This is a genomic window from Lacrimispora struthionigena, from assembly GCF_048627165.1.
Taxonomy (GTDB): Bacteria; Bacillota; Clostridia; order Lachnospirales; family Lachnospiraceae; genus Lacrimispora.
The window spans coordinates 3133418-3153169 of record NZ_JBMBWP010000002.1; the positions used below are offsets into that span (position 1 = coordinate 3133418).

Annotated in this window: 37 protein-coding genes and 1 other annotated feature (1 of these 38 running past the window's edge); of the genes, 33 read left to right on the forward strand and 4 right to left on the reverse strand. The window is 39.3% G+C overall.

What is annotated here, in order from left to right; translation table 11 throughout:
• Positions 1-96: a sequence feature (ribosomal protein L10 leader region), on the forward strand (it extends 48 nt beyond the left edge of the window).
• A gap of 154 nt (positions 97-250) precedes the next feature.
• Both rplJ and rplL read left to right on the forward strand, forming a co-directional pair.
• Positions 251-745 carry a 50S ribosomal protein L10 gene (gene rplJ / locus ACOAOT_RS23655; RefSeq protein WP_277405759.1) on the forward strand — a complete coding sequence of 165 codons (495 nt, stop codon included), beginning with the start codon at positions 251-253 and terminating at the stop codon, positions 743-745.
• A gap of 122 nt (positions 746-867) precedes the next feature.
• Positions 868-1239: a 50S ribosomal protein L7/L12 gene (rplL, locus tag ACOAOT_RS23660; RefSeq protein ID WP_104439192.1), complete on the forward strand. Its 372-nt coding sequence runs from the start codon at positions 868-870 to the stop codon at positions 1237-1239.
• A gap of 34 nt (positions 1240-1273) precedes the next feature.
• Here rplL and ACOAOT_RS23665 read toward each other — a convergent pair whose 3' ends face one another.
• Entirely contained in the window at positions 1274-2401 is a 1128-nt protein-coding gene (locus ACOAOT_RS23665) for a tyrosine-type recombinase/integrase (protein ID WP_420219176.1), read from the reverse strand.
• Between the two features lie 340 nt (positions 2402-2741).
• Here ACOAOT_RS23665 and ACOAOT_RS23670 point away from each other — a divergent pair, with 340 nt between their 5' ends.
• Positions 2742-2885 carry a hypothetical protein gene (locus ACOAOT_RS23670; RefSeq protein ID WP_420219177.1) on the forward strand — a complete coding sequence of 48 codons (144 nt, stop codon included), beginning with the start codon at positions 2742-2744 and terminating at the stop codon, positions 2883-2885.
• A 29-nt stretch (positions 2886-2914) separates the two neighbouring features.
• On the opposite strand, the gene ACOAOT_RS23675 is transcribed toward ACOAOT_RS23670, so the two are convergent.
• The 3 genes from ACOAOT_RS23675 to ACOAOT_RS23685 all read right to left on the reverse strand — a co-directional run bounded on the left by ACOAOT_RS23675 (position 2915) and on the right by ACOAOT_RS23685 (position 4423).
• Positions 2915-3517, reverse strand: a complete 603-nt coding sequence (locus tag ACOAOT_RS23675; RefSeq protein WP_420219178.1) for a hypothetical protein — start codon at positions 3515-3517, stop codon at positions 2915-2917.
• 24 nt (positions 3518-3541) lie between these two features.
• Complete coding sequence (locus ACOAOT_RS23680) at positions 3542-3952, reverse strand: helix-turn-helix domain-containing protein (RefSeq protein ID WP_420219179.1); 411 nt, start codon at positions 3950-3952, stop codon at positions 3542-3544.
• A gap of 195 nt (positions 3953-4147) precedes the next feature.
• The gene (locus ACOAOT_RS23685) at positions 4148-4423 is read right to left on the reverse strand and encodes a helix-turn-helix domain-containing protein (protein WP_420219180.1); all 276 of its coding nucleotides are present in this window, start codon (positions 4421-4423) and stop codon (positions 4148-4150) included.
• A gap of 51 nt (positions 4424-4474) precedes the next feature.
• On the opposite strand from ACOAOT_RS23685, the gene ACOAOT_RS23690 reads away from it, so the two are divergent.
• The 30 genes from ACOAOT_RS23690 to ACOAOT_RS23835 all read left to right on the forward strand — a co-directional run bounded on the left by ACOAOT_RS23690 (position 4475) and on the right by ACOAOT_RS23835 (position 19737).
• The gene (locus ACOAOT_RS23690) at positions 4475-4687 is read left to right on the forward strand and encodes a hypothetical protein (RefSeq protein ID WP_420219181.1); all 213 of its coding nucleotides are present in this window, start codon (positions 4475-4477) and stop codon (positions 4685-4687) included.
• A gap of 35 nt (positions 4688-4722) precedes the next feature.
• Entirely contained in the window at positions 4723-4908 is a 186-nt protein-coding gene (locus ACOAOT_RS23695) for a hypothetical protein (RefSeq protein ID WP_420219182.1), read from the forward strand.
• A gap of 14 nt (positions 4909-4922) precedes the next feature.
• Complete coding sequence (locus tag ACOAOT_RS23700) at positions 4923-5099, forward strand: hypothetical protein (RefSeq protein ID WP_420219183.1); 177 nt, start codon at positions 4923-4925, stop codon at positions 5097-5099.
• 256 nt (positions 5100-5355) lie between these two features.
• Positions 5356-6141 carry a rolling circle replication-associated protein gene (locus ACOAOT_RS23705; RefSeq protein WP_420219184.1) on the forward strand — a complete coding sequence of 262 codons (786 nt, stop codon included), beginning with the start codon at positions 5356-5358 and terminating at the stop codon, positions 6139-6141.
• 12 nt (positions 6142-6153) lie between these two features.
• Positions 6154-6384 (forward strand): hypothetical protein, encoded by a 231-nt coding sequence (locus tag ACOAOT_RS23710; protein ID WP_420219185.1) that lies wholly within the window; start codon positions 6154-6156, stop codon positions 6382-6384.
• Positions 6366-6623, forward strand: a complete 258-nt coding sequence (locus ACOAOT_RS23715; RefSeq protein ID WP_420219186.1) for a hypothetical protein — start codon at positions 6366-6368, stop codon at positions 6621-6623. The genes ACOAOT_RS23710 and ACOAOT_RS23715 overlap by 19 nt, the downstream gene beginning before the upstream one ends.
• 120 nt (positions 6624-6743) lie before the next feature.
• The gene (locus tag ACOAOT_RS23720) at positions 6744-6932 is read left to right on the forward strand and encodes a hypothetical protein (RefSeq protein ID WP_491711672.1); all 189 of its coding nucleotides are present in this window, start codon (positions 6744-6746) and stop codon (positions 6930-6932) included.
• Complete coding sequence (locus tag ACOAOT_RS23725; protein WP_420219188.1) at positions 6932-7291, forward strand: RNase H family protein; 360 nt, start codon at positions 6932-6934, stop codon at positions 7289-7291. The genes ACOAOT_RS23720 and ACOAOT_RS23725 overlap by 1 nt, the downstream gene beginning before the upstream one ends.
• Positions 7292-7332: 41 nt before the next feature.
• Positions 7333-7794, forward strand: a complete 462-nt coding sequence (locus tag ACOAOT_RS23730) for a hypothetical protein (protein WP_420219189.1) — start codon at positions 7333-7335, stop codon at positions 7792-7794.
• Complete coding sequence (locus tag ACOAOT_RS23735; protein WP_420219190.1) at positions 7791-9686, forward strand: PcfJ domain-containing protein; 1896 nt, start codon at positions 7791-7793, stop codon at positions 9684-9686. Before ACOAOT_RS23730 ends, ACOAOT_RS23735 begins: the two co-directional genes overlap by 4 nt.
• 12 nt (positions 9687-9698) lie before the next feature.
• Entirely contained in the window at positions 9699-11105 is a 1407-nt protein-coding gene (locus ACOAOT_RS23740; protein ID WP_420219191.1) for a hypothetical protein, read from the forward strand.
• Positions 11098-12240 carry a DUF4317 domain-containing protein gene (locus tag ACOAOT_RS23745; protein ID WP_420219192.1) on the forward strand — a complete coding sequence of 381 codons (1143 nt, stop codon included), beginning with the start codon at positions 11098-11100 and terminating at the stop codon, positions 12238-12240. Before ACOAOT_RS23740 ends, ACOAOT_RS23745 begins: the two co-directional genes overlap by 8 nt.
• The gene (locus ACOAOT_RS23750; protein ID WP_420219193.1) at positions 12240-12488 is read left to right on the forward strand and encodes a hypothetical protein; all 249 of its coding nucleotides are present in this window, start codon (positions 12240-12242) and stop codon (positions 12486-12488) included. Before ACOAOT_RS23745 ends, ACOAOT_RS23750 begins: the two co-directional genes overlap by 1 nt.
• A 48-nt stretch (positions 12489-12536) precedes the next feature.
• Positions 12537-12722 (forward strand): hypothetical protein, encoded by a 186-nt coding sequence (locus ACOAOT_RS23755; RefSeq protein ID WP_420219194.1) that lies wholly within the window; start codon positions 12537-12539, stop codon positions 12720-12722.
• The gene (locus ACOAOT_RS23760) at positions 12685-13131 is read left to right on the forward strand and encodes a single-stranded DNA-binding protein (protein WP_420219195.1); all 447 of its coding nucleotides are present in this window, start codon (positions 12685-12687) and stop codon (positions 13129-13131) included. Before ACOAOT_RS23755 ends, ACOAOT_RS23760 begins: the two co-directional genes overlap by 38 nt.
• 227 nt (positions 13132-13358) lie before the next feature.
• Entirely contained in the window at positions 13359-13550 is a 192-nt protein-coding gene (locus ACOAOT_RS23765; RefSeq protein WP_420219196.1) for a hypothetical protein, read from the forward strand.
• 33 nt (positions 13551-13583) lie between these two features.
• Entirely contained in the window at positions 13584-14066 is a 483-nt protein-coding gene (locus ACOAOT_RS23770) for a hypothetical protein (protein ID WP_420219197.1), read from the forward strand.
• A 30-nt stretch (positions 14067-14096) separates the two neighbouring features.
• On the forward strand, positions 14097-14390 hold the full coding sequence (locus ACOAOT_RS23775) for a hypothetical protein (RefSeq protein WP_420219198.1): 294 nt from the start codon (positions 14097-14099) through the stop codon (positions 14388-14390).
• A 40-nt stretch (positions 14391-14430) separates the two neighbouring features.
• The gene (locus tag ACOAOT_RS23780; RefSeq protein WP_420219199.1) at positions 14431-14838 is read left to right on the forward strand and encodes a YopX family protein; all 408 of its coding nucleotides are present in this window, start codon (positions 14431-14433) and stop codon (positions 14836-14838) included.
• A 27-nt stretch (positions 14839-14865) separates the two neighbouring features.
• Positions 14866-15150 (forward strand): DUF3850 domain-containing protein, encoded by a 285-nt coding sequence (locus ACOAOT_RS23785; RefSeq protein ID WP_420219200.1) that lies wholly within the window; start codon positions 14866-14868, stop codon positions 15148-15150.
• Positions 15151-15164: 14 nt separating this feature from the next.
• Positions 15165-15737, forward strand: a complete 573-nt coding sequence (locus ACOAOT_RS23790; RefSeq protein ID WP_420219201.1) for a hypothetical protein — start codon at positions 15165-15167, stop codon at positions 15735-15737.
• A gap of 26 nt (positions 15738-15763) precedes the next feature.
• Entirely contained in the window at positions 15764-16042 is a 279-nt protein-coding gene (locus ACOAOT_RS23795; RefSeq protein WP_420219202.1) for a hypothetical protein, read from the forward strand.
• A 216-nt stretch (positions 16043-16258) separates the two neighbouring features.
• Positions 16259-16588, forward strand: coding sequence for a hypothetical protein (locus ACOAOT_RS23800; protein ID WP_420219203.1), 330 nt, complete (start codon positions 16259-16261; stop codon positions 16586-16588).
• A 12-nt stretch (positions 16589-16600) separates the two neighbouring features.
• On the forward strand, positions 16601-16771 hold the full coding sequence (locus ACOAOT_RS23805) for a hypothetical protein (RefSeq protein ID WP_420219204.1): 171 nt from the start codon (positions 16601-16603) through the stop codon (positions 16769-16771).
• Between the two features lie 17 nt (positions 16772-16788).
• Positions 16789-17235, forward strand: a complete 447-nt coding sequence (locus ACOAOT_RS23810; RefSeq protein ID WP_420219205.1) for a hypothetical protein — start codon at positions 16789-16791, stop codon at positions 17233-17235.
• Positions 17236-17606: 371 nt separating this feature from the next.
• A complete protein-coding gene (locus tag ACOAOT_RS23815; RefSeq protein ID WP_420219206.1) occupies positions 17607-17765 on the forward strand; it encodes a hypothetical protein in 159 nt (52 codons plus the stop codon).
• 15 nt (positions 17766-17780) lie between these two features.
• Complete coding sequence (locus tag ACOAOT_RS23820; protein ID WP_420219207.1) at positions 17781-18026, forward strand: hypothetical protein; 246 nt, start codon at positions 17781-17783, stop codon at positions 18024-18026.
• A gap of 69 nt (positions 18027-18095) precedes the next feature.
• Complete coding sequence (locus tag ACOAOT_RS23825) at positions 18096-18539, forward strand: hypothetical protein (protein WP_420219208.1); 444 nt, start codon at positions 18096-18098, stop codon at positions 18537-18539.
• Between the two features lie 149 nt (positions 18540-18688).
• Positions 18689-19441 carry a DNA adenine methylase gene (locus ACOAOT_RS23830; RefSeq protein ID WP_420219209.1) on the forward strand — a complete coding sequence of 251 codons (753 nt, stop codon included), beginning with the start codon at positions 18689-18691 and terminating at the stop codon, positions 19439-19441.
• Between the two features lie 113 nt (positions 19442-19554).
• Positions 19555-19737 (forward strand): type II toxin-antitoxin system HicA family toxin, encoded by a 183-nt coding sequence (locus ACOAOT_RS23835; RefSeq protein WP_420219210.1) that lies wholly within the window; start codon positions 19555-19557, stop codon positions 19735-19737.
• The last annotated feature ends 15 nt before the right edge of the window (positions 19738-19752 follow it).

Below are 19752 nucleotides of genomic sequence, written 5' to 3' on the forward strand. Positions count from 1 at the left end.
GTGATAACGCCTGCCGAGGAATGTACAAGAATCATTTTTTGTAAATGAATTGTAAACCTCTCTGTCCATTTGGCGGAGAGGTTTTTCTTTGGTATATTTTTCTAAGTGAGGTCATGCGCAAGCGTTGACTGGGTTTGGAAAAATAACCGTTCAGTTAGCCCTCTGGGCTAATCGGACTTCCTTTGCAGTTTATACGAACAGGCTTTTGCAGGCAGCTGCAAGGCTTAGACTAAACAGGAGGTAAACCATAATGGCAAAAGTTGAATTAAAACAGCCAGTAGTAAGCGAGATTAAGGAATTACTGGAAGGCGCTGAGACTGCAGTAGTTGTAGACTACCGTGGTATCACAGTTGCTCAGGATACAGAACTTCGTAAGAAATTAAGAGAGGCTGGAATTTCTTACAAGGTATATAAAAATACCATGATCCGTTTCGCTGCTAAGGGAACAGATTTTGAAGCACTGGGTCCAGTTCTGGAAGGACCTACAGCAATCGCTGTATCCAAGACAGATGCGACAGCTCCAGCTAGAATTCTGGCTGAATTCGCAAAGAAAGCTCCAGCTCTTGAAATCAAGGGCGGCGTTGTAGAAGGCGTATTCTATGATGCAAAAGCTATGGAGAAGATCTCCAATATTCCTTCCAGAGAAATTCTTCTTGGAAAGTTACTGGGAAGCATCCAGTCTCCTATTACAAACTTTGCACGTGTTCTCAAGCAGATTGCAGACGGACAGGGCGCAGAAGCATAATTTTCTTAATGAAAGCAAGCCAAACGCAGCTTGAATTTAGAAAATTAGCTGTTCAGTGAGCCAAAGGCGAGCTGAACTTCCATTAAAAAAATCAAACATATTAATTACGGAGGTATATTATCATGGCAAAGTTAACAACAGCTGAATTTATCGAAGCGATCAAAGAATTATCTGTATTAGAATTAAACGAATTAGTAAAGGCATGTGAGGAAGAATTTGGTGTATCTGCAGCAGCAGGCGTAGTAGTTGCAGCAGCAGGCCCAGCAGCAGAAGCTGAAGAGAAGACTGAATTCGACGTAGAATTAACAGAAGTTGGTCCTAACAAGGTTAAAGTTATCAAAGTTGTTCGTGAAGCTACTGGCTTAGGCTTAAAAGAAGCTAAAGACGTAGTTGACGGAGCTCCTAAGGTATTAAAGGCTGGCGCTTCCAAAGAAGAAGCAGATCAGATCAAAGCTGCTTTAGAAGCAGAAGGCGCAAAAGTTACTTTAAAGTAATTAAAGAGAGCCATATCCCTTTGAAACAACGCATTTATGCGTGTTTCAAAGGGATTATTTTTTTGCCTGACTGTTTGTTGACTGTCTCATAATATGATTCAAGCTTGTCAATTTTAACATCCACGTACCCAAAATGCGTATAAGTGTCTAAGGTTGTTTTTATATCATCATGTCCTAGAAGATATTGTGCCTGCTTAATATCAACACCGGCCTTATATAGATCACTCGCGTAGGTGTGTCTGAAAGTGTGTGCAGTGATATCATCGGGCAGAACACCATCGTATACGGTCTGAAGTTTTTTAATGATTTGTTTCCATCTTTTAAAGAAAGCACTTGATCCAACGTAGCCACCGCTTTCAGACGGAAATAAGATACCGCTTTTTCCATTCACATAATTTTTAAGAATTGGAAAGAGTGGGGCAAGTATTGGTATTTTACGCATACCAGCTTTTGTTTTCGGATAATTCTGGAGACAATCATCAACACCTTTACTGGAAACAAGAGTTTTACAAACATTAATATTTTTTTTATCGATATCTATATCAGATACATTTAGAGCAAGAGCTTCACTTTTTCGTAGCCCTGTGTACAAGAGCAAATTAATAAAACAATATTCAAATTCATTTAAGTCCGCTTTTGCAATTGATTGACGCTCCTCAGGAGTGAGAGATCTCTTTTCTTTTAATCCGCTGTATTTGATCCGAGGCATTCCATCTGTGATATCATTCGCTATAATATTTTTATGAACTGCATATTTTACAATCGATCTGATAGTTGTAAGCCCTTTGTTATATTGATCAATTTTCCCCGACTCTATCTGAGCTTTCCTTATCTCTTCAATGTGGCTCTGCTTCAAATCTTTCACTTTAATATGGCCAATGTATGAGTTGATATTTTTCAGCTGGCATTTTAGATTTGTTATCGTCTGATCCTTGACACTGCCGGTTTTTTCATTGACAATCCATAAATCACTCAACTCTTTAAACGTCATATTTTCCTCTTGCAGGATAATCCCCTTATCCTTAAGACTCATAAATTCTCTGTAATTCTTATCCAGTTCCTTTATTGTTTTGCCATATAGTGTTTTTTTGACGGGTTTTCCATCTTTTATGCCTATTGTTACTTGCTTCGAATATCTCCCGTCTTTTCTTTTCTTGGGCATAGCAATTTCCTCCTTAAAAAGAACATATGTTTGTATTTTGGTTGCGATTTCATAAAAGTAGTATTATAATAAAGTGGCAGGCAAAAGCGTAATTTCACTTTCCCTTTAACCTTTTGTCAAAATGCTGAAATTTTAGATCAAAGGTTCAGCGAACGTATTAAATGTTTCAGCGAACGTAAATAGACACTGATATAATAAACAAAAACAGTACATTTATAGCTTGATTAAAAATAAAATGGAAGATATATCCATGGTAAAAATTTCCATATTTTACTATAATCTTACTATAATTAAAAAAAACAAGAATTAACAGAAAAATGGACTTGCAAGGGGGATACATATGCAAAATAGTAAGGAATACAAAAAAATAAGCGTAGTCGAAAAAAAGGAGCAGCACATTGCAAAAATATTAAAATTGTTGCAGTCTGCCACCCTAAACCAGTTAGAAAACCTGGAAGCATTTATAATAAGTTACCTTACTTAATTGGTAGGCCAGTTCACACTGGCCTATTACTATTCTTTTAGTGTATCTGTTTCATAATCATATAATGGAACATCTATATTCATACCACTATTTAAATAATACCAGTGTAGATTATCGTAATCTTTGATTCCAACGAACGTCCACTCCCCGGTATTGTTAAAGTAATAGAGGCTGCATGAGACTTTTCGTAAACTGGTTTTAAATATTAAATCAATACGAAAGCCGGAATTTTCTTTCCCTTTATCACCTTCAGTTTTTTCGTAATTTTCAAACCCTAAAAAATCTAAGTCTTTGGTGCCGATACCTGCATCTATAAAAGCTACACCTGCAGCTGAAAGCATTTTCTTAAGAGCTTCTTGATCATTTTGAAGAAATTCAGGTAACTCACTTGTGCTTACTGTTTCGTGCTTGCTAAAATCGGCATATTTTGTTTTCTGTTCTGCGTTTGCCTTGGATTCCTCCAGAGAAGCGTTTAAATTTTCGAATGATTCTTTCAAATTATTCACTTCGCTCTCTGCTTGGTTTGCTCTTGCTTCAAGACTTTCATATGCTTCTTTAGATACACTGGACTGACAAGCAGTTAGAAGCACGGTGGTCATTGCCAGTACTAATGCTAAGCTGTTCTTTTTCATAGTTAACCCCTTTTATTTTATATTTTAGTTAGGTTTATTTGATTGACTTTTATTTATATTATCTAAATATTTTTGTGCCACACTTTCAAGCACCTTTTTGCTAGAATCATCTAACTGTTCGTAAGTAACAATGAAATTTTTTATGGCTTCTGCGATAACGGAATCCGTATCTTTGAGGAGCATAGCGGTATATTTCATAATTTTTTGTTGTTCTGTCAATTCTTCGAATATTTCACCTTCACCATACAGAAGCCAATTTCTATTTACATTAAATTCTGAGCAGATGTCTGAAATAACTCTATCAGTAACTTTTACACGGTCAATTTCAATATTACTTATATTTCCCCTACTGATTTTTAACTTTGCAGCAAATTCTTCTTGCCTCATATGTAAAACTTCTTTTCTAAGAATCTTTATGCGTTCATATACTTCCAAATTTTCACCCCTTTTTTTGTGATATTCGTGAATAAGTATAGCATTTAAAAAAATGCGTGTCAAGCGCATAAAAATATATTACATGCTTGACAAGCGCAATAAATACTGCTAAAATGCAATTAACACGCAAAGAGAGGTGAGAATAAAAACGGTGGCAGTAGAACCGCATGATATCCGTATTCAGTCCTACGCTATTTACACAGTAACATCTTTGCCACAGAGGAAGTCAGCAGAAACATTAAGTGTATCAGAAAGAATTATCAAGTTTCTATGTCTCGGTTCGAAAGTGCCGTTGAGCCAGCGCTTTACAGTTATGTGTGAGACATTCGTAAGTTTTGCTAAATCATAAGTTCCCATGTTGCGCTTTTTCATTGCGTCCTCTAAACGTATGGAAAAAGACGGGAAGAAGTAAAAGAAAAAGAAGAAGAAGACAATCACCCCCTCTCTATAGGGGAAGAATAGGGATATCATGCGGTCTATAAATATTTTATCACATAACAAATAAAAAAGGAGGTGCAAATCATGAGGGGATCAAACGCAGAGATAAAGCAGGAGATTGGTACAATGATAGATCTGGAAGAGAAAAAAGTACAGGAAATTAATACCATGGTATCTGTACTGAAACAACTTGATCTTACTGGTATTCAGATATTATCAATGAATGCCAGTACGTTGTTAGCTCTTAAGATGGAGCTTGAACGGCAGCAGGATACAAAAGAGCGGAGACTGGCATAATGTGGCCGAGTTACTTTAAATAAAGAGGTGCAATTGTGGAGAAAAAACAGATTTTAACTATTAAAGATTGTATGTCTAGGCACGGAAAGAGTTATGACGTGATAGCGGCCCTTTTCAAAAGGAAAGGGTCCCCGGCTTTTAGAGTAGGCCGGGAGTGGCAAGTGGATGCTGAAAGATGGGAGCAGTACCTGATGAAGCTCGCAGATTCAGATAAGGGGTAAAAAAGGGGGATACAATGCAGAAGCACTTTGAAAATTTGATTGGTTTTAAAGCAGGTGATAATATGCCAGAGGTCGATTGGATAGAGCGGTTGCTTAATGGAATATTTGCAACAGCTGGATCTGCGATACTTGCCTACATAGTTTTATTAATGATGCAGTTTTATATGCGGTGGAACATTGTAAACTTGTAGCCGGATAAGATGGACAAGCACTATTATGTAAACCGAGGTAAATAAAAAATGAATTTTATGACAAAGAAAAGCACCTGCCATTATTCCAGTAATGACAGGTGCAAAACTTTAAGTACAGTTATAAAAAAACTCACATTTTTATTATAAACTGTGCATGCCATAAAGTCAATAAAATCAAGGGTTTGGACCCGTTTTTCTAAAAAGATAAAAGGATTAAACTTAGAAGATTTTACCATGTAAAAACCAGGAGAGGTATATGCACAGAATTAAGTTTAAACAGATTGAGTATAAAGCAGGTATTACTGTTGAGGTAATAAAGTGTATGCCAGGGAAAAAGGGGAGAGGAGATAGAAAAACCACACCGGAGGAAATAGCAGAGGCCAATATGAGACAAGCTGCCAGGAAACTGGCCAGAAAGATAAATGCCAACTTTAAACCCGGTGACTGGCATGTGGTATTGATGTATAAGTCTGACAGCAGACCGGATCCGGAGCAGGCTCAGAAAAATATTAAGAAATTATTGGACGGGCTGAGGGATCGGTATAAAAAGAATGGATTTGTCCTGAAATATATTCATGTCACAGAATATTACAAAAAAGCTATCCATCATCACTTGATTATCAATAATGTAAACGATGGAAAAAAGACAACAACAGAATACATCAGGGAATTGTGGAAGGGTGACGGAAAGGGAAGCAAACATTTCACCTCACTCTATGAGGATGGCGAATACAGGAAATTAGCAGATTATTTCATCAAGGAAACAGAAAAGACCTTCCGAGACTCAAACAGCCCATTCAAACAAAGATACTCATGCTCCCGTAACCTGATAAATCCTAAACCTCAATGCAGGACCAGAGAAACAAAATCAGGGTGGAAGCTGGAACCAAAACCGCGGCCCGGATATTACATAGATCCTGAAAGTTTGTATAACGGGACTGATCGGCTGGGCCGTCCGTATCAGCGTTATGTAATGATCAAACTGAACCCAACGGAAGCAGACTGGGAACCCTGCGCAGGATTTCCGGATACAGGAGATTAAAGGGGGTGTTATATGTCGGTACCAGATGGAATTGCACCAGAGCTGCAGATCGCCTGGGAACAAGCTTACTCCTCCTGTGATCTGCCGGCCGGGGAGTACTTAGGATCAGTAGACACAGGCAGCAGGACATATTATTTCTACAAGAAAGGTCCTGACTACTTGTATCAAACAGATTATGACCGTGAAATGGAACTGTTGCTTAAAAAGAGGAGGGATGACAAGAGGTGGAAAGACAGAAATTAACATATAAACCAAGAATAACTATAAAAGATTTGGTTGAATTAAGGCGTACTCTGAAAGTTGGTAAAAAAATTGTAATGCCAAATTATGGGGAAGTAATTGTTGTTAAAAAATATCCTTATTTAGTAACTGTTAGGCATTCTCGTGTAACTAGAATGCCTTTGGAGACTATGACATATACGCAGATCTTATTTCAGAAACATGGAATGAAGTGGGATAGCGGCACAGATGGGAAGGAGTAGTTATGAGTAATCGGTTAAGAAGCGAGGCAACGGAACAAGAGGATGTGATTTCCTGGTGTTTTTATCGTAGTACCGGACCTGCATTTACCAATTGCAAAAGGGAAGTACATAGGTCTTTACATAGAAATGAAATACGATAAAGGCAGGATCCAGAAGACACAGGAGGAGTGGATTGCAGGAATGGTGGCAGCAGGGCATTACGCATGTGTTTGCTATGGGTATGATCCCGCTGTAAAGGTCATTGAAATGTATATGCAACTTCTTCCCGGTCAAGAAATGAAATTTGAGAATGGAGTGATCCTAAAATAATGTATACAGTCACTATTGAAATCCATGCAACGTCCAGTAATTACTGGGGGAAAATGGAATTTATAGACAAGTCAGGCAATCTTCACGAAAGGAACATACAGGGAGGACAGAAGGCTACAGTAAACAGTAATGCTCTGCAGGCTGCTATTGATGCTTTAGGGGTTATAAACGGCATCTGCCTTCTGGATATCCATACAGATAATGATTACCTGATTGGATCTGTCAGGAATGGCTGGCTTGCATCCTGGCAGAAGAATGACTGGAAAACAGCGAAGGGTAAAAGTGTCAGGAATGTGGACCAGTGGAAAACTCTTTATGCTCTTCTGGCCAGACATTCAGTACGATTCTATAAAATATAAGCTGCGGATTGAAATGCAGCCAAAGGAAAAGGAAGGTAAATATGTTTGATGTATTTGGAGAATTTGACTCTGTAGAAGAACTGAACAGGGCTGCTGAAGGACTGTTTAATGAAAACGATATGGATAATATCATCGTATTGGCAAAGGAGAACGGAATACCGGAGGATTTTGCCAGTATGTACATAGCGGGAGATATTCCGGAACTGGCCGATGTATCCATGGCAGCCATGGGAAAGATTGATATGGAACTTACGGAAGCAGTAAAAGCTTATGGAGGCACAGCGGAGTGCGTGGGCGAATATGTGAAAAGCCTCTGTGATCGTGATACGTTTGCTTCCATGGTCCGTAAAAAAGGAAGATCACTTATTGCCTGTATAAAAAATATGGAAGATAAAGCAAGGAAGCAGGTAAAGACACAAAGCGGCTGTCAGTGTGCCTGTATTCCTCCATCAGAGGGATTTAAGATGATACGGGAATATTACGAAGGAGGCAAGGGGAAATGAAACGGAAAGCCATTGAAGCGGTCCCGATCTTAGAACGGAAGCTTAAACCAACGAAAGAGGAGTACACGGCATTTTCACAGGTTCTTGAAGTTAAAGGGGAGAAGATCCTGATTCTTGATTTGTATGACACTTCACATATTACCAAGATCCAGAAAATAATGCCCAAAAAGCGCTATGTAACTAATACTAAGGAATTCGAGACATATACCCCAAATAATCTAAATCCATGGGGTAAATCAGGGCTTGAAACTGACTGGTACCATGTACCGTCTATGCACTTTCCAAAAGGAGAGGAAGCTGAAATATATGAGGTTTTACCTAAGCCCAGGTGGAGCGATAGTATAAAAGAGCGTTTGTATGAGAATGAACAGAATATAAAAAATAAAATTTCAGCAAAGAAAAGGCAATATCATCAAAATAGTATAGACAGACAGATGCAGCTCGTTAAAGAACTTCCAAAAGGGACTAGAAGGTGGATGACAAACCTTTTCAGAAAAGACCACTTTATTTTTTATGAGACTCTGACTGAAAAGAAGGCAGCAGGAGTATGCTCTTCTTGTTCTGCAGAAATTGATTATAACAGAGATCAGGAGAAGCCTAGGCATAACGAACCGTGCCGGTGTCCGATCTGCAATAAGCCGGCAATTTATAAGGCAAAAGGAAAACAGAATCATGTACAGATGAAGAAAAAAGCCATAGTAATGCAAAAAACGGAAGAGGGATTTGTAAGCCGGTATTTTGAACTTGATTATACAGCAAATCCGACAGGAGAATCAATAAAAATGTGTGAAGAGGCGAGGACTATGTATAACGGAAAAAGTAAGAAAGATTATTTTTCATATTCATATGGTTCGGGGCAGCGTTGGACAGATGCAAATAGTTATCAGACGGTGAAAGGTACTGGGTACGTATATACTAAAAATCTTAACGAAGTACTGGACGGGACACCATTTAAGTATTGCGCTATGGCGGAACTTCAGGAGAACACAGATGGACCAATTCATCACACCAAACTGCTGGAACGTTTTGAATACCATCCGTTTATTGAATACATGATTAAAATGCGCTTGTATAGACTGACAAATGAATATCTGGAACGGCCATATGAAACTGATCTTGATTATGAGCAAAAGCGCCCGGATAAGTTGCTTAAACTGCCAAAGGATAAAATAAATGAATTGGTTCGTATTAATGGAGGCATATCAGCACTGCACCGGTTGAGAGTGGAAAGTACCATGAAAAGGTCATTTACTGCAGAGGAAGCGGCCATAATAGATCGGTACAAGGTGAATATAAATAATCTTATTGAGATCGAACAATATACCGGTATGACAAAGTTTCTCAGATATTTAAAAAATCAGATTGGAAGAAAAAAAGAGAGCGGGTATTTTGTCAATGACTGGAAGGACTATATCCGTATGCTGCAGGCTGATGGGTTGGAACTTACTACCGCAAATATGTTCCCAAGATGCCTAAAGGATGAACATGACAAAATGCTGAAAGCTATTGAAACCATGAAGAATGTAGAAAAGAATGAGAAATATCGAGAAATAGTTCCTCAGTATAAGGAACAATATTCTTTCTCCTACAAGGGGTTATTCATTGCAGTACCGGAATCACTGGAAGATATCGTAAGGGAAGGCAATGAACAGCACCATTGTGTAGCCTCCTATGTAGATCGTGTGGCAGCAGGAAGTACCTGTATACTTTTTGTAAGGCAGGAGGAAACGCCTGATCAGCCATTTTATACCATGGAAATCAAAGATGTAACGATCGTACAGTGTAGGGGAAAATACAACGAGAGTCAGACTCCGGAAGTAAAGAAATTCCTTGAAAAATTCAGGAAAGAGATAGAGAAGCGCAAGGAAGTAGCCATAAGAATACCGGCATAAGGGAGGCATGTAATGAACGAAGTAATGAGTTATCAGAACAGGAAAGAAGAAATCCGGAAAAAACTCCGTGAAACAGCGGAAAACTTTGTTTATATCGGATACCAATTAAAACAGGTAAGGGAAAGCCGGGAATATGAGCAGGACGGGTATTCGGATATTCTGGAGTTTGCACAGAAAGAATATGGTTTGCAAAAAGATGATACATACCGGTTTATTCGGATAAATGACAAGTATTCCATTGGGGGAAACTCCACGGAGCTGGCGGAATCATTCAAAGGTATGGCACAAACCAAGCTTTCTGAAATGCTTAACTTGCCAGATGAAGATATGAGCCTGATTACCACGGAAACTACCAGGGAAGATATAAGAGAACTGAAACGCTTTAATAATCAGCCTCCGGAGACTGTTCCGGAAACAGAAGGAAGCGATCTGCAGAATATTATCATGGAATTTTTCCGGCCGGCAGCAGGACGACCTGCGGAGCCATTACATGAGCTGTTACTGGAATTAATGGAGATCGTGGAAGGAAAGCTTCAGGATCCGATCTTGACACAGGAAGAACTTGTCCAGGAGAAATTGAACCCAAAGGGAAACGGAACATTCCGCGCTGGCAGGTACATGCTCTTTCTTTATGATGCCGCCCATGGCATGAAATACAAGACGTTTGGACAAAGTGAGAATCAGCAAGTCAGCTATTTATCATTTGCAAAAACTGTACACCTGATTTTTAACAGTAAAATTCAGAAAGAAGGTATGGATCCGTGGGAAAATATATATGGAAAAGTACCTGATCCGGAGCCTGAAAAAACAAGATCACCGGAACCCAGGCATGAAGTGAAGCAGTCACACCCAGAGGTGGAAACCAATGTGGATAAAGAGGAGACTGTGATAAAAGAAGAGGAAAAACCAGAGAGTTTTCCACAAAAAAACACGGAAATCAGCGAAAAAGCGCCGGCGCAACTGGAGAATGAAATTGATCCAGAGTTAGATCCGGAATCCGGAGAAATTCAGGACAACAAAGAGACGGTGAATCCTCCGGATCCGGATACAGAAGATGAAACCACGGAGGATCAGGAAGGTGGACAATGGCAGCAGGAGCAGCAGGAGCCGGAGAAAAATCAGCAGGAAGATCAAGAAGACACTGGATCTGAGGAAGTAAAACAGATGGATATTGAAAATTATCCTGAGTATCTTCCTGAAGGTTATATAAAGTGCCACGATGGGAGCGAGGTTCAGGAGACAGAAACCTATAAAAAGTGGAAAGATATCCAGACATTTATTAAAGACCTGCATATGCAGATAACGAGCCGGGAAGAGCCAGATCTGGAGACATGCCGAAAAATAAACTCAGGAGTCAGCTATTTAAAAACGATTATGGAAGATTTAATAAGCATGAAGGAGGAGCAGGAAGATGAATAAAAAGGAGATCAATGAGATAAGAAAGCTGTTTACACCTGAAAATTGTTCTATCAGACGTATTTGCGGTTGTTATGTAGATGCGGAGAAGCAGCGAAGAACAGAGATAAAAGAGGCGTTTTTATCTCTGCCGGAATTAGAGACCTTTAAATATTTTACAATTTTTAAAGATACCCTGTCCGGGACCGTAGGAAAGAACATGATTAATATGGAGTTTCCCATGGCAGCGGAAGAAAGAGGAGGCGCGCAGGAATTCCTCCTTAACCTGCGGGACAGCGGATTAAAGAATGAGGTCGTGGTGGAGCAATTCTATGATAAGGTAATTGAAAGCTATGACTACGGGGAGAATTATTACATAATCTTGATTCACTGCATTTATGACATTCCAGGAAAGGCACAGGACGGGACCGTGATGGAAGATGCCTCAGATTATGTCTATGACTTCATTCAGTGCGTAATATGCCCTGTAAAGCTGTCAAAGGCCGGGTTATATTACAACACAGAAGCAAACGCCATAGAAAACAGAAATCGTGATTGGTTGGTTGAAGCGCCGGCGGCAGGTTTCTTGTTTCCGGCATTTAATGACAGGAATACAGATATTCACAGTTTGCTATTCTGCATCAAAAATCCGGATCAGATGCCGGAACGGTTTGTCAATGAAACACTTGGCTGTGCCGTACCAATGTCGGCGCAGGATCAGGCTCAGACTTTTCAGGGAATTGTGGAGGAATTCATGGGGGACAGCTGCAGCTTCGGTGCTGTGAAAAGTATACATGAGAATCTGCATGAATTGCTGGAAGAATCCAAAGATGAAACACAGCAGATTACTATTAATCCTGAACAGATTAAGAAGATCCTGGAGAATAACGGAGCTGAGGAAGAAAAACTCAAAGAATTTGAAAAGCGATATGAAGGATTTGAAGCACAGCAGCAGGAGTTTATTCTTTCAAACATTACCAATCAGAAGAATTTTGAAGTCAAAACTCCAGATGTAAGTATAAAAGTAAAGGCAGACAAGACCTATCTGGTGGAATCCCGTATGATTGATGGTCGCCCCTGTATTGTGATCGGGACCGATGGCCATGTCGAGGTAAACGGAATTGAAGTAAAACCGATTGAAGCGGTAGCGGAGGAATGATGGCAGATCAAAATGAAATGGATATAGTCATAGAAAATATGATGGGCTATGTATGTGATTGCATTTGTCAATATCCTGCAAAAGCTTCAAATGAAGAAGAACTATCGGAGATATGCAGGAATTGCCAGATGGGAAGGCATGTCTATAATATTTTGAATACATATAATGGGCAGACAGTTACTCAGCTGCAGGATCAGGATATAAACTGGAAAAATCATATATTAGACAGATTTTCAAAAGTTATTTAAGCAGTAGATTAATGGAGCAGCCGGACGGCAGCAGGAAGGAGATTAAGCATGACAGAGTGGTTAGCACAGCAGACGCTTGCAAAAATGAGATTCGATCTATCCCTATCAAGACCTGGAAGCGCACTCAATGAAAAAATGGCCTTAGAAATGGCAATAAATGCATTAGGGAAAAAGCAGCAGGAGGGAGAAAGGCAGAATGAACAGAGTAATCCTTATGGGCAGATTGACCCGTGATCCAGAAGTAAGATATTCCCAGGGCGAGCGAGCTATGGCCATTGCAAGGTATACCCTTGCTGTTGATCGCAGAAGCCGCAGAAGTCAGGACGGCAATGAGCAGACCGCTGATTTTATCAACTGCGTTGCATTTGACAGAGCAGGTGAGTTTGCGGAGAAGTATTTCCGTCAGGGTATGAGAGTACTGATTTCCGGAAAGATCCAGACGGGAAGCTATACAAACCGGGACGGAGTAAAAGTATATACAACAGATATTGTGATTGAAGATCAAGAGTTTGCAGACAGTAAAGGCGCAGCGGCGGAAGGGGACGGATATCAGCAGACCAACAGGCAGGAGCCGTCAATTATTGGGGACGGATTTATGAATATTCCTGCTGGAGTAGAAGATGAAGGGCTACCATTTAATTAAAAATAGCTGTCCTATCGGCAGTACGGGGCAAGGCTGACAAGGAACCTTGTAAAAAAGTCTCAGGAGCAAAAACCTGATAGACAATAAAAAAGATTGGTGAGCAGATAACAGCCGAAAGTCAACGGGTGCGCCGTTACCAAAAGCGGACGGAAGCCGGGGCCGTTGTTAGGGCGAAAGCCGAAGCTGGAAGCCAGTACCGGATATTAAAAATATTTGGAGGATTAACAATGTTTGAGACTCATGAAATAAAGGGTAGTGATAAAGTTTCTATAAGAATTCCAGGGATAGATGAATGGAGTCTATCTGATCTTAAAAAATGTTGTAAGAGAAATAAGGTAAAGGGATACACGAAAATGTCAAAAGAGCAGCTTCAGGAAGCCGTAAAGGAAATTGTAAAGGGAATTACTGAAAGGAAGTAAACGCAGGTTTACCGGAGAAAGGAGCAATAAAAAATGCTGATAAAAGTATATCTCAAAACAGCAGGAATGTTTGACAATCATGATCCAAATGAAACGGATTATGAATTATGGAAATCAATAGCTGAGTATATGAACGGAGAGGAAGCATGCGTTATTGACCATTATAAGGAGGACGGAACTTTTACATATCTTTTCTTAGGGAATGAAGAAAAGAATAAGGAACTTGCTTATATGATGGAGCAGGACAGCATGACCGGGGTTTATATTAATGATCGTGACAGGTTCAATGAGGATTGGGATAACGAAGAATATGAATCAGATGGATTGTTTATTTTGAAGGAAGAGAATTTAATCCTTCCATGGCATGACCCAAGAAAACTGATTAAGAAAAGCATAGAAGTACCGTTCTGCCATATCGTAGACTGGTATTGTACATACGGCTGCAATAACTGGAGGAAGCGGAGAAAACTATCAATGCTACGGGAATGCGGTTACAAGAAAAGACGTATGAAGTAAGCTGTCAGGGCAGCAGGAAAGGGGTTAAGCATGATAACGGGCTTATTTGATAAGAATGGCAAATCAATACATACAGGGGACAAAACGCGGCTTGTTTTAGAAGACGGAGAAGTAAGGGAGTTTGATGTTTGCTTAAAAACGGTGGAGAGAACTGTGAAATGCCACCCAGATTTCGATGATGAATATTCAAAGGTAGCCATAACGGGAATAGTATTCTGCTGGAACGGATATGATCTTTTCCCTTGCATTGATGAGAACGGCGTATCAGATGTATCGAAAATGGAAGTGATTCAGGAACCAGTATGGGGAGTTAGTGGAATGTAAAACCCGAATATAGGCTGCCAGGGCAGCAGGAAGGGAAGATATGAACAGAGAAATTAAGTTTCGGGCAAAACATACACACGTAATTTCTGACAATGATCATCTGAATGGTGTGTGGGTATATGGTTATTTATGTGGTAACGGCTGCTACATAGAGCCAGAAGATGGCATCGAAAAGCTGATTGACTGTGATACGGTAGGTGAATACACCGGATTAAAGGATAAAAACGGCAAGGAAATATATGAGGGTGATATTGTAAAGTGCCAAGAACTAAAATCAAACCTTAGCATAATGGAATATACATCAGAGGTGTTTTGGGAAGACGGTTGCTGGTTTGTACACGAGAGTAAAACTTGCGATGTAGAATTGTATATGTATGGTGACGGCATAAACAAACTTCCATTAACAGAAATAGAGGTTATCGGGAATATTTATGAAAACCCGTTATAAGCTGCCAGGGCAGCAGGAAGGGGAAACATGAGAAATTCACAAATAGGTCTGGTAATGCGAATCCAACTATCAAGAGAAGCAAAGCATGATTTAAAAATACTTCCTCTTTATTTTGAAGATGTCAAAGCGGAAAAGAAATGCTTTGAGTTAAGGCTAAATGACAGAAATTACCAAGCCGGAGATATATTTTTGCTAAGAGAACATGAAAACGGAGCATACACGGGCAGATGGTATGTAGGCCGGATATCTTATGTACTCAAAGATTGCAAGGAGTATGGGCTAGAAGACGGTTATTGTATATTTGGCTGGTAGGGTAGCAGGAGGGAGTGAGTAAAATAAAAACTGAGGAAACGGCAGCATTAGAGCGATCAATAAGGCTTGCAACTTATAAAATGGGTACATTTGGTTGTTTTGAGGTAACAATAGGGTTCGGCGGTACGGAGCGTGTTGACTATATGACCTATGATACGAAAGGCATTTTCCGATGTTATGAAATTAAGGTTTCAAAATCCGATTTCCACAGCAAGGCGGCTAAAAGCTTCGTAGGACATTACAACTTTTATGTTATGCCTCAAAGCCTGTATGATGCAGTAAAAGATGAAATTCCTCCTCATATCGGCGTTTATACTGGTGGGTGTTGCGTGAAAAGAGCCAAGAAACAGCAATTAAGTGTACCGGAAACAGTACTGAAAGACAGCATGATTCGATCTCTTCATAGAGACAGTGACAAACTGTACAGGACGGAAAGCGAAGACATATTAAATCGGCTGAATACGGAAATAAGGCATCTTAAAAGCGATCAGCGTGAATCACAGAGAGAATTTAATAAACTTTACTGTGCAGTTTTACATAAGTACGGTATGGAAGAATTAAGAAAATTGCAGGGAGTTGATTGTTAGTTGCCATGGCATAAGGAAGGAGAATAATGGGAAAGTTTGATTACATGCGGTTCACAGGCGGCTTATCTGATGAATTCGTGGTTCATGCAAAGAAATACTCCAAGGAGCAGGCCATTGAATTGGCAGCCGAAGAAATGGCTCTGGAAGAGATTCCAGCACCAGATGAAGTATATGAACGGTGGTGCAGATATTATGTAAGAGTGCCTGAATGGTGCGGGTATGATGGGGATAGTCATAGAGGCTGTTATACTTACTGTGGAAAAGAAGAACGTGGAGCCTTCCCGGTATGGGTTATAGAAGTATGAACCCGAAAAGGCGGTGCAATATATGAATAAAATAATCTTACTTTTTCTTAAAACAAGACTTAAAAGATTAAGAATGTTGCAAAGTTGGGATTGTATAAAAAATAATGGTTACTGGACAGAAAGTCAACGGGATAGAGGGGTAAAAATAAAAAGAACACTGGAAAGTATTAAATTGTATAGTAGTTAATTAGACCCGAATTTGATGGAGGAGAACTAATGGAGAATAATGGTTGTTGTGAAAATGATTCTGCCATAGATAAAGCGTTAGATCTTGTAATAGCTCATTGCGGAGATAAGATCTGGGAGGGTTCACATGAGACAGAGTGGAAGTTATTGAAATCATGGTTAATTGAATACAGAGCATACAAATCACTTGGGACTCCTGTTAGCTTAGTAGAATTAATGGTTGAGTTAGAAAAAGCAGAAGAACTTTTGGAAAAAGCAGCGGAAGAAATAAAAAATCTATATGGACATGAAACAGAGCTTACCCGGGATATGAGAAAGCTAATAGAAACCCGAATTAAAGAAATAAGATGCCGATGGTAGCAGGAGGAATATATGTCAAAATATGAAATTGAGTTTGCTTCCTTCCATAAGGTTATTGTTGAAGCTGAAACATGGCGAGAAGCGAATGACAAGGCAGCAGTAATGGAAGATGAAGACATAGAGCGTGACTGTTTTGAAACCACAGGTTATATGATTTGGAACGATGCAAAGGAAGTGAAATAAAAATGGGAGGTATAAAGATGAATTTTCCGATTTTAGCAAGTAAGGAAAGTATACCGTGGGAGGTCATAGCTCCTCATGAAAAACAGGCAATGGAAAACCATGGTCAGACGATTAAAAGACTTGCGGAGCGCGGCGGTCTGGATTGGACGGAAGCCCTGGCAGTATTGGAAGACAGGCGGTATACGAAAATGAATGCCGAAGATGCAAAGAGAATTGTTCTTTTAATTGTAACAGAATCAATAAAAACCAATTCAAAAGTAGATAGAAATGCAAGTTATATAAATCCGATTCCGTATGTGGATGCGGCAAAAAAGTTTGAAATGCGTATAAAAATAAATTTGGATACTGTCACAGGGATAGATCAGGCAAAAGATATAGTCGCTGATTATATACAAAATATGCCTAAGAGTGAGATTGTAAAAGCATTAAGCTGTGAAACATTCCCGGTCTACCCAGAAGATTAGGATTCTCCTAAGTGCCGGGAGAGGGAGCGGGATGAAAAAAAACGGAAAAAGTCATAATCATAAAATGGTATATTCGAGAGTGGTGTGAGCAAAGTGATACACAGACAATAGCGTCCCAAATGAATGATCTTGATGAATTAGAAAAAATGGTTATGAAAGATCGTTGTGGGACCCATGTTTCTGATTGTTCCACATGTTGGCACGATGGAAAAGGTGGAAAACGTTGCTTAACATGTAAGGACAGAAGCAATTATACGTTTCCTTACAGATATTGGTATAAGATATGTGAGCGTAGAGGGATTAAGATTAGTCAGGAAAACTGAGATTAAAGTAAATGAGTTGCCGGTGGCAGCAGGACAGGGGGAATATTATTGAATGAATATCGAGAAACACAGATAATAAAACATGCCTTGGAATATTACAGCAATAGACCGGGAGCTTCAGGAAAAGAGAGAGCACAGGAAAAAAGACTATTTCAGAAATACAGTGAAAAGGCAAGCACCTATAAGCATAAGTACGGTATCAGGTAGAAAGGAGGAATTGATTTGAGTAGTAAGGAAGAACATGCAGTTGCGTTTTATGCAGAACGGTCCAGGGCTGCAAAGCAAGATTATATTTTAAAAGGTCCTAAAGCTGGAACGTTCAGTGCACAGATGCCGGCATTCTCTAATACAAGCCTGTGTCTGGTTCCTTCTCTTCGAACGGGTCCGGCGTGTGCGAAAGCAAGAACCAGCGTATATCAATATAAGCTCATGCAGAGATCAGAAAGCGAAAAATGCATTAATACATAAAATCAATTATAAATGAGACTGCCGAAAGGCAGTCTCGGCAGCAGGACAGATAAGGAGTTGATGAATGAAATGACAGCCAAAGAATATCTAAATAAGCTGGAAGAGTTGCAGACAAAAGTAAAACAGAAAAAGCAAGAACTTGAGGATATTCAAAACAATTTGGGTATAGTAACAAATGGAAATGGTGGAGATTCTGTTAGAGTACAGACTTCCTTTGGTTGTGCTACCGGAAAAAGAACAGAGCAGCAAGCAATAAGAATAGCTTCAGTTGAAAATGATATAAGAGAAAAGATAATTGAATATATCGAAACAAAAAACAAAATAATAGATGAAATACATGACCTGAACAGCGATTTGTACATTGATATATTGTACAGAAGATATGTAAGAGGTGAAAAAAACTTTACAAAAATTGCCTACGAGATGGGATATGCATACAAATATATAGTAAATAAACATGGAGAAGCATTGCTTCAATTTGAAAAAGTACATCCTTTTTTATTCAGTGCGTAAAACATGTGGAAAAAAGTGGATGACAAATGGAAAAGTTTTGAAAAACACATGATATAATATTAATGTGATACTGGGCTTCCAAAAAGAGGCCCTTTTTTTAACCCGACAAGAATTTTGCTACCGTATTTATAAAAAAAGGAGATGGTAGCATGAATAGCTTTATAAGTTGGATAGGTGGTAAAAAACTCTTACGCAAGAAAATATTAGATCAGTTTCCTGAACCAGAATCATACAATCGTTATATTGAAGTATTTGGTGGAGCAGGGTGGTTATTGTTTTCAAAAGAGAAACATGCTTCGTTGGAAGTTTTTAACGATGTGAACGGGGAGTTGATTAATTTATATCGTGTGGTAAAATATCACCCGGAACCATTACAGCGGGAACTGGAATGGCTGCTAATGTCTAGGGAACAGTTTTTTGATGAATTAAACAGGAATACCAGAGGAATGACGGACATACAACGGGCCGCCCGGTTCTTTTGCCTGATCAGGGAGAGTTTTGGTACAGATTGTAAATCTTTTAGAGTAAGTCCAAGAGATATGCAAAAAGCCGTTGATTATCTAAAAGTGGTATCAGGACGATTAAATCGGGTGGTAATAGAGAATCAGGACTTTGAGCGACTGATAAAAACATATGACAGGCCAGATGCGTTATTCTATTTGGATCCTCCTTACTACGAAGCGGAGAAGTATTATCCGGATCGGTTTAATCCTGAAGACCATAAACGACTGTGTGAGTGCCTGGGTAAAATTAAGGGTAAATTTGTATTATCCTATAATGACTGCCAGCAGATTAGAAATTTGTATAAAGGTTATACCATAATAGAAGTCGATAGAATGGATAATCTGGTGAATAAAGATAGGAGCCAGAGATATAAAGAGCTTATTATTAAAAATTTTTAATTTTCTACCATAAATTTGTAGCTTCGTTTCTATAAAATAGCACGTATAACACGTAATAAAAGGTTGACAATACGTGCAATACGTGCTATAATTATTACATAAGGAGGAAGGAAATGAGGTTCAGAGAAGTTGAAAAAATGATTTTGCAAGACGGTTGGTATCAAGTGAATCAAGTAGGTTCACACCACCAGTATAAACACCCTACGAAGACGGGTAAGGTAACGATACCGGAACATAAGGGAAAGGACATAAATCCTACAGTTGCAAAGTCAATACTAAAGCAGGCGGGGCTGTAAAGCCCTGATTCCTGC